Here is an 8,398-nt window from a genome sequence, read left to right as displayed (position 1 = left end):
TGGGATATGCTTTACTCATGTTGCTCTCTCGGTGCTGTCTACTATCTATTCACAGCGTATACCGAGAGAGCTTTTTTACAATCTGTCCGACTTTTCAAACATCCTCTAAGATAATTGCTATTTTTTATGAAGGGCAAAATTATTATAGATCTGGAAGCTGCCAATCAATTTGTGGTTTACCACATGAATGCAATGCTGAATTGATAGCTGAGAAGGGTTTGCTACCAAAAAAGCCATTACGTGCAGAAAGTGGTGAAGGATGTGCTGATTGAATTACGGTATGTTTTTTAGTATCTATTAATTTTAGTTTTTTCTGTGCATACCCACCCCATAATACAAAAACAACAGGATCTGGTTTTTGGTTAACTTTGCTAATGACTGCATCTGTAAATATTTCCCAACCCTGATTTTTGTGAGAATTGGGTGTATGCGCTCTGACAGTTAGTACAGCATTTAGCATCAAAATTCCCTGTTTAGCCCATGTTTCTAAGTAGCCATGATTGGGAATATTAAACCCAACATCATCTTTGAGTTCTTTAAAGATATTTATTAGTGATGGTGGTGGTTTAAAACCGGGGCGTACAGAGAAGCATAATCCATGTGCTTGGTTTTGATCGTGGTAAGGGTCTTGACCAAGTAATAAGACATTGACTTGTTCGTAGGGTGTTAATTCAAAAGCTGAAAAAATGTCTTTTTCAGGTGGATATATAGTATGAGATTGGGATTCTTCCAATAGGAAATTTTGGAGTTTTAGGAAGTATGGTTTGTCAAACTCTTCAGACAAGATTGTTTGCCATGAAGAAGAAATTTTAGTTGATGTCAAAGTTTTTACTTTTAATTTGGTCAGATATTTATAATTATAACAATCGCTACGTGACCGAGCAAAAGTGTATTGTTGATGGAATTAAGCTGTCATGCATTTAAATTGGGTATTCCAATCTGCTGTCAAAGTTCCAGCATAAGGATTTAGTGTTTTGTCCTTAACCGATCTAAATGACGAACAGCTTATAGCCGTTTAATTTTATGTTAAACAGATGAAGAATTAGAATTTGGTAAGGTATGAAGTCTAAATAATTATTATTTTCGGTAGTTAAAAAATAACCTAAGATTGTTAATGGCTGCTATTTTGGAATAGTGAATAATCAGTAATCTCTGCAAGAGCATGATTGCTTTAGATAGAGTTAGCAATCATTGATATCGGTAGATATACTATTATTTTTAGGTAATACGGAATTACTTAAGCATAATTAGGCGTAATTAAATCTATATTTATAAAATTTAGGTCAAATTCTATTTAGTGTGGTGTAATTCATACATTAAACACATGATTTTCATACCATTTTTATGTAATTGCCACATATAGTTGTTACACTGATAAGAAGCAAACATTGAGTTTGCTCCTCACACCATACTACAACCCTCTTGTTTGTCAATGGCAAGAGGGTTTTTTTTATTTGTCATGGGGCATGGGGCATGGGAAAGAAAACTCTCCACACTACCGACACTTTTTTATCCCCCCTACCCCCTTCTATCTCAGGGGTTGCAGTACATACATTGTGCTGGATCGCCAAACTCTTTGCCGTCGGGGAATAATTTTTCTTGGGTATAACTACATTTTTGGCACTGATAAATTACAGCATGAACTAAGTTGGTAGGCATACCGCATATTTCACAGGGTAATCCTTTGCGGATTTGAGTTATATCAAAACCTGGTAGATGACATTGGGGACAATGGCTTTGCAGCTTGCTTAATAAATTAGAGGCAGCTTTGGCAATATTTTTCATTCTGGTGGGATTTTGATGGGCGCGCATATCGGTTTCTAGATATACTTTGCGATCGGGTGAGTTATTAAATGCCCAATTCCAAGCTTCTATTAATTTTGCTTCGGTATTAATACCTTTAATGATGTGACTGCTATCTTTGGTTATTTGCTGATAACTTATCACTAGCCCATGTTCGGGGAAACCAATTTTTTGAGCAAAATCATAGGCTTGTTGGATATTTTCTACTACCTGATGGTTAAAGTTAGTTTCTAATGATAATTCTTCGCCAATAATTTCTAAATCGTTTTTTCGATCTAATAAAATAACAATTTCGCGATTGGAGTAAATATAAGGTATATATGGATGGGGGGCAAAGCTACCTTCACTGGCGATCGCTAATTTTGCACCTGTTAATTCTAGGGCTTTTGTGGCTTTTAATCTGGCTGCTTCTATTTGCGTGCCCGGACGTTCTCTCTCTCGGGTAAATGTACCGAAAACGTCAGTATCAAAATTTGGCGGTACTATGATTTTAATGCCTAACTCCGGCTCTAAGATGGGAGCGATCGCTTGCTGTTTTTGATGCATTGTCGCCAGTATTGCCACACGATTACTAAATAATTGCTGATTTTTCATCGTGGGGTTACCTCCTGTGGATGTTTCGGCAAGTTTAGCCGGTAATAAAGCGTAATTACAATTATTTATTATCCCTTCCTTCATTACCTCTAGAACTGACTAAACCTGCCGAAAATTAGCAAAATTAGGAAACTTGTTCCTGGGCAACCTGTGCGAGTTCTGCTGTCAGCTTTTCTTTATCGCGCTTGCGTTTTTTAGCATAAAGCTGAATCGTCACTGCCATGAGAATAATTGATGCAAAAATTACCCAGACTGTGGTATCTGTAGGCAGATTGTTCTTGAATACAGCTAACAGTACAATTACCATGAGCATAACTGTCGGTGCTTCATTTAAAGCCCGTAACTGCTGACTGTTCCATCGACATTCATCTACTGCTAATTTTTTCATGAGTCGGGAGCAGTAATGATGATAGCCGATTAATAAGGTCACAAACACCAGTTTGATATGCAACCAACCCTCTTTTAAAACATCTGGTTCAGTAGATAAAAGTCCGATTGCCATTGCTACTGTCACCAACATTCCTGGAGTTGTGATGATATTGTAGAGGCGTTTTTCCATAATTTGATACTGATTTTTCAGGATCGTGCGTGCTGGTTCTGGTTCTTGGTTAGCTTCTACGTGATAGATAAATAAACGTACTAGGTAGAACAAACCAGCAAACCAGACTACGAAGCCAATAATATGAAACGCTTTAAACCAGGAATAAGCCATGAATTGAACCTGCCTGTCTCAACTTGTTTTCGGAGTTGCTTTTACCGAAATGGCCGCAACTACTCTCTTTATCAGGTTACGGTAAAATCTTCGGCGAGGACTGATTGCTAGCCAACATATAGATTAAGAAGTATGAACTGCTATGACAGGTTATGATTGACGATGATATCCAGGACGTTATAAATTGCCCGTCTAGATGCGATCGCTAAAAAAATTTGTAGCTATGATGAGGCTACAGCTACCAATAGAGCCTAATTCATAGCTATTATCGTACAAATATTATATTCACCCATGTATGAAAAGTGCGATCGCCGTTAGGCGTGCCAAAGGTATCGCTCGGCAAGCTGTATTATTATTTACCTGCTCTGCACTGCTGATAGGTTGTGGTAAAAGTAGCAGTAATAATAATCCGACAGCAACATCAGCGACTGGTAATGCAGTTCCCATTGGGATTGCTTTTGCTCAGACTAGCAATGTAGCATTACTGGGTCAAGAAGGAACGGATGGCGTAAAAATTGCCGAAAAATATTTTAATGCCAAAGGTGGTATCAACGGTAAACCGATTAAATTAATCTTTCAAGACACGGGTGGCGATGAAGTGGGAACTGTTAATGCTTTTCAAACATTAATTAATCAAAATAAAGTTGTGGGAATTATTGGCCCGACTTTATCACAACAAGCTTTTAGTGCCAATCCTATTGCTGAACGCAATCAAGTTCCGGTAATTGGTGCATCAAATACCGCTAAAGGTATTCCCGAAATTGGTGATTATGTAGCGCGTGTTTCTTCTTCTGTGGCTGTTGTCGCGCCTTATGCGGTAAAAGCAGCACTCAAGCAAAATCCTAATATTAAAAGAGTGGCTGTATTTTATGCCCAAAATGATGCTTTTAATAAGTCGGAAACAGAAATATTTCAAAAAACAGTTAAAGATTTAGGATTGAATTTAGTTACAGTTCAAAAATTCCAAACTACAGATACTGACTTTCAAACTCAAGCCAGTAGTGCGATTAATTTAAAACCCGATTTAGCGATTATTTCTGGTTTGGCGGTAGATGGTGGTAACTTAGTTAAACAATTACGAGAACTTGGTTATAAAGGCATTATTATTGGTGGTAATGGCTTTAATACATCTCATATCTTTTCTGTATGTAAGGCGCTGTGTGATGGGGTGATTATTGCTCAAGCTTATAGTCCAGAATATAAAAATGAAATTAACACAGCGTTTCGCAAAGCCTATTTTGAGCAGTATCGGCGCGAACCACCCCAAGTCAGCGCTCAAGCTTTTACGGCGTTACAAGTATATGTAGAAGCGCTGCAATCTTTAGATAAAAAGCAGAAAATTAATCAACTTTCATTAGCACAGTTACGGAAGGAATTAAATCAAGAATTACTCAAAGGAACTTATCAAACGCCTTTGGGTGAAATTGCTTTTACTCCAGTAGGTGATGTTATTCAAAAAGAGTTTTATGTTGCTCAACTGAAGATGGAAGCAAACGGTACTCAGGGGAAGTTTGCGTTTTTAAGCATTAAATAAGCTGATGTAAATTAATTCGGATGCTGAATTCAGTAAGCTAGTAGGAAGAAACAAAAATATTTGTACAGGGAGTTACTAGATCCCCGACTTCTTGAAGAAGTCGGGGATCTGAATGCCAACAAAAAGGTCTATAGAAAAAAATTAACTGACTAAATACGCTGATATTGCTCTGTCTGGAGAGTGATTTTATCTGCAATCAAGGCGAATTTAAATTCATTCTTGGGATTGATGCAAGCATGAAAAAATCGGGATAAAAATAAACTATCGACTTCAGGTGAAGAATTTAATGCTTCTCAGCTAATGTATTTGTTGGGTAATAGTTATATTGTAATTCATTATTCAGCTTAGTCAATAAGAAGTTAATTTCTTCACTTGATTGGTAAATAAGGTTGAGACAGAGATATGACTGTAAATTGATTGCAAACAATTAGCCAATCAATACAGATACTCTCTGATCTCATGAAGTACAAGTTATGCGTTTTTAACGCTGTTATTGAGGAATACAAATGAAAATTATTGCTTTGGTTTCAAGCTTACTCCGTCCCGTGCGTTTTTTAGTTATTGCCTTTACCTGCACACTGTTATTTGTGTCGAATGCGTTTCCAGCTTTTGCTATTGAAAGCTATCAAAGTAATCCCGAAGAAGCCACTACACAACTTTTAGAAACTCAGCGTAAAACCGATGAAGTAGGTAGATCAAATCCTCCTGGATTGGAGAGAGTGCAAAGAGAATCTAATAAAGGTTTGAATGAAGTTCAAGGAGATGCAGATATCGACAAGATGAAGCGTCCTAGCAATTCTACTAGTTCCACTTCAGTAGAAGACGAAATAGAAAACCTCCTGGAAAAAGTCACAGGTAAGAAGTAAGCAGAATTGATATTACCTGTAGGAAGTAGCGGTAAATCTCCTTTGTTTGTTCTTTGTCATTAGTCATTTGTCATTTGTCTGAATAAAGGGCTAATGAGTAGCTTCACCAATTTATACAATATAGGCATCTTGATCAAAAATAATATTCAAGATGTCTTTTGCTATATATATAGTTATTTGTTGACTGTTGACTGTTGACCATCAATTTTTAATAAAAATTCTATCTATGGTAGGATAGGATGAGATAAAAGACTACCATCTATCTATTAGCAGAAAAATAAAATTAATAATGTAAAATTAATATTTTTTATTATCTTTCTGTAGACTGATGTAGATTAGTGGTGAAATTTGGGAACTTAGTAAATGAGTTCTCCAAGAGAGGAAAAATAATGCCAAAAATTAATATCGGCTTAACAGAACAACAACGTCAAGGTGTCATTGATTTGTTAAATAAAGATTTAGCAGACGCCTATGTTTTGTTAGTTAAAACCAAAAAATATCATTGGGATGTTGTCGGGCCTCAGTTTCGTACCCTGCACCAGCTATGGGAAGAACATTATGAAAAACTAACTGAAAATATTGATGCTTTAGCAGAAAGAATTCGGGCTTTGGGTGGTTATCCTGTAGGAACATTAGAAGGATTTCTGCAAATGGCTACCCTAAAAGAACATGCTGGACAAGTTCCTACAGCTACAGAGATGGTAGCGAATTTAGTGCAAGATCACGAGCAGGTAATTCGTAATTTTAGGGAACATGTAGATCAGTCTGGTGAAGAGTTTCACGATCAAGGAACTGCTGACTTTTTAACTGGATTGATGGAAGAACATGAAGAGATGGCTTGGATGTTGCGCTCCTTTATTGAAGGACAAGCATTAGATCCTAGTAATAAACCATCAGCTGCATCTGATACTCAAACTCCTGTAGGTGTGTAATTCAAATAATTACTAATTCGGCTTAATTACGAATTATTTTAAATGGCAGTTTGTGGAAAAAACAAGTTATCCGCAGCTGCCTATTTAATCGGCAATTTTTCATCATCATATTTAAGGAGATTCCAGTGCCAGAAACATACACAGCAGAACGGACGATTTCATCTGTATTTAAAGAACAGAAGCAAGTAGATGATGTAATTCGGCGGTTGTTAGATAGAGGTGTACCCAGAGATCATATTTCTGTATTGGGGAGAAACTTTCAATCAGAAACGCGAATTGCTGGTTTTATCACGAAAAAAGATGTGATTTTAGGCGGTTTGAGAACAGGAGCAATTTTTGGTTCTTTATTTGGTTCCTTTCTTAGCTTACTCACAGGGGTAGGCGTATTGTTTATACCCTTTGTGGGGCCAATTGTGGCAGCCGGGCCCATTAGTGCAGTATTATTGGGAGCTGCAAGCGGTGCGATCGCAGCTAGTGCGGGTGCAGGATTAGTATCGGTTTTAACTACTTTAGGAATGCCTGAAGATAAAGCCACAATTTACCAAACCCGTCTGCAAGCTGGCGAGTTTGTGTTGATGGCAGAAGTACCGAGCGATCGCGCCGGTGAATTTCAATTATTATTACAAAGCGCTGGGGCTGAAGAAGTTCACACAGTTGATAAAATCTTCGCCCGTCCCTGTCCCGGCCCTTGTAATAAGCCAGAAGATTTATCTCCTGAAGTTCGTTCTCACCTGTCAGCAGAAGCGCAACGCACCTTTATGGAACGCTATAACGTCACCCTAGCAGACACCAGTGACGAGTTTACCGCCGAACAAGCTGCTTGGGAAGCAGTCCGTCAGCAATATGATGAAGATGACAACGGTGTTTGGTCAAAAGCTAAGGTAAAAGTTTAGGGCTAGGGATTAGGGGCTAGGGCTTGTTTTCAAACTCGTTGTATCCTAAAAAAGATGCGATGGCTGCGCCAACGTCTTCGACGAACGCTTGGTGATAATGATGAACCGAGGAGACTTAAGCAACGAACATTGGGAAAGTTTAAAACTGTTACTACCCAAATTAATAGGTAGAAAATGTCATCCTCCGAGCCAATTAGCATTCGTCAGCTTTCCGCCAACGACCTGACACTTATGGAGGGCTTATTGATTACCTTTGGTGAGGCTTTCGATGAAGTTGATACCTATAGCTCGTCTCGTCCAAGTAATGCCTATCTCAAGCGTTTGTTAAACAGCGATTATTTCATTGCGCTTGTAGCATTAAAAAATGGATCAGTAGTCGGAGGTATCGCCGCTTACGAACTCCAGAAGTTTGAGCAGGAGCGTAGTGAAATTTATATTTACGATCTAGCTGTTGCAGCAGCGCATCGACGTGAAGGAATTGCCACCGCATTAATTCAGGAATTAAAGAAGATCGCTGTAGCGCGAGCAGCTTATGTTATTTTCGTGCAGGCTGACATCGGGGATGACCCTGCGATTGCACTCTACACAAAGCTTGGGGTACGCGAAGATGTGCTTCATTTCGATATTGCTGTTCCGGTCGGCAATGAAGATGCATAACAACCGGAATGCACCGGAACTTTGAGGGAGTTAAAACTGCATATTTAGCCATAAATCAGCGTTTTACGAAAAAATCATGTCTGCTTGAACACTTACGTTAAAAATAACGCTGATATTCTCAAAATAAAAACCGTGGAAACTTTGATATCGTAACTAACTACCCAAATACGACATTACACATAATTTTGTCTTTGTCAATTTATATTAGTGAACTGACGCTTTAGAAGTGATGGTGCAAGGAAGCGATCGCCTATAGCACTCTCCCACGGGAGCATCCCAATTTTGACGCAATACCCTAGAAGGGTATTGCTATACCAACAAAGCCTGCCTTCGCAGGCTATCAAACTTTTAGCCTGCGAAGGCAGGCTTCGTATTTCTAGCCCCACCCTAATAGGGTGAGGGCGTTT

Annotated in this window: 8 protein-coding genes; 5 read left to right on the top strand and 3 right to left on the bottom strand. The window is 38.4% G+C overall.

Going from position 1 to position 8,398, the window contains the following annotated elements:
• Window positions 1–142 precede the first annotated feature (142 nt).
• The 3 genes from ung to hemJ all read right to left on the bottom strand — a co-directional run bounded on the left by ung (window position 143) and on the right by hemJ (window position 3,109).
• Window positions 143–823, bottom strand: a complete 681-nt coding sequence (ung, locus tag H6G08_RS36505) for a uracil-DNA glycosylase (protein WP_190552146.1) — start codon at window positions 821–823, stop codon at window positions 143–145.
• A gap of 710 nt (window positions 824–1,533) precedes the next feature.
• Window positions 1,534–2,397, bottom strand: coding sequence for a DUF6671 family protein (locus H6G08_RS36500; protein WP_190552144.1), 864 nt, complete (start codon window positions 2,395–2,397; stop codon window positions 1,534–1,536).
• 124 nt (window positions 2,398–2,521) lie between these two features.
• Complete coding sequence (hemJ, locus tag H6G08_RS36495) at window positions 2,522–3,109, bottom strand: protoporphyrinogen oxidase HemJ (protein WP_190552142.1); 588 nt, start codon at window positions 3,107–3,109, stop codon at window positions 2,522–2,524.
• Window positions 3,110–3,404: 295 nt separating this feature from the next.
• On the opposite strand from hemJ, the gene H6G08_RS36490 reads away from it, so the two are divergent.
• The 5 genes from H6G08_RS36490 to H6G08_RS36470 all read left to right on the top strand — a co-directional run bounded on the left by H6G08_RS36490 (window position 3,405) and on the right by H6G08_RS36470 (window position 7,991).
• Entirely contained in the window at window positions 3,405–4,643 is a 1,239-nt protein-coding gene (locus H6G08_RS36490) for an ABC transporter substrate-binding protein (protein ID WP_190552140.1), read from the top strand.
• Window positions 4,644–5,149: 506 nt separating this feature from the next.
• On the top strand, window positions 5,150–5,509 hold the full coding sequence (locus H6G08_RS36485) for a hypothetical protein (protein WP_190552138.1): 360 nt from the start codon (window positions 5,150–5,152) through the stop codon (window positions 5,507–5,509).
• 389 nt (window positions 5,510–5,898) lie between these two features.
• Window positions 5,899–6,441, top strand: a complete 543-nt coding sequence (locus H6G08_RS36480; RefSeq protein WP_190552136.1) for a Dps family protein — start codon at window positions 5,899–5,901, stop codon at window positions 6,439–6,441.
• A 125-nt stretch (window positions 6,442–6,566) separates the two neighbouring features.
• Window positions 6,567–7,334 (top strand): ChaB family protein, encoded by a 768-nt coding sequence (locus H6G08_RS36475; protein WP_190552134.1) that lies wholly within the window; start codon window positions 6,567–6,569, stop codon window positions 7,332–7,334.
• 174 nt (window positions 7,335–7,508) lie between these two features.
• Window positions 7,509–7,991: an AAC(3)-I family aminoglycoside N-acetyltransferase gene (locus tag H6G08_RS36470; RefSeq protein ID WP_190552132.1), complete on the top strand. Its 483-nt coding sequence runs from the start codon at window positions 7,509–7,511 to the stop codon at window positions 7,989–7,991.
• Window positions 7,992–8,398: the final 407 nt, after the last annotated feature.

Source organism: Calothrix anomala FACHB-343 (genome assembly GCF_014696435.1).
Lineage (GTDB): Bacteria > Cyanobacteriota > Cyanobacteriia > Cyanobacteriales > Nostocaceae > Aulosira > Aulosira anomala_A.
Note: the sequence above shows the minus strand (reverse complement) of the source record. Positions and strands in the feature narration are given on the sequence as shown.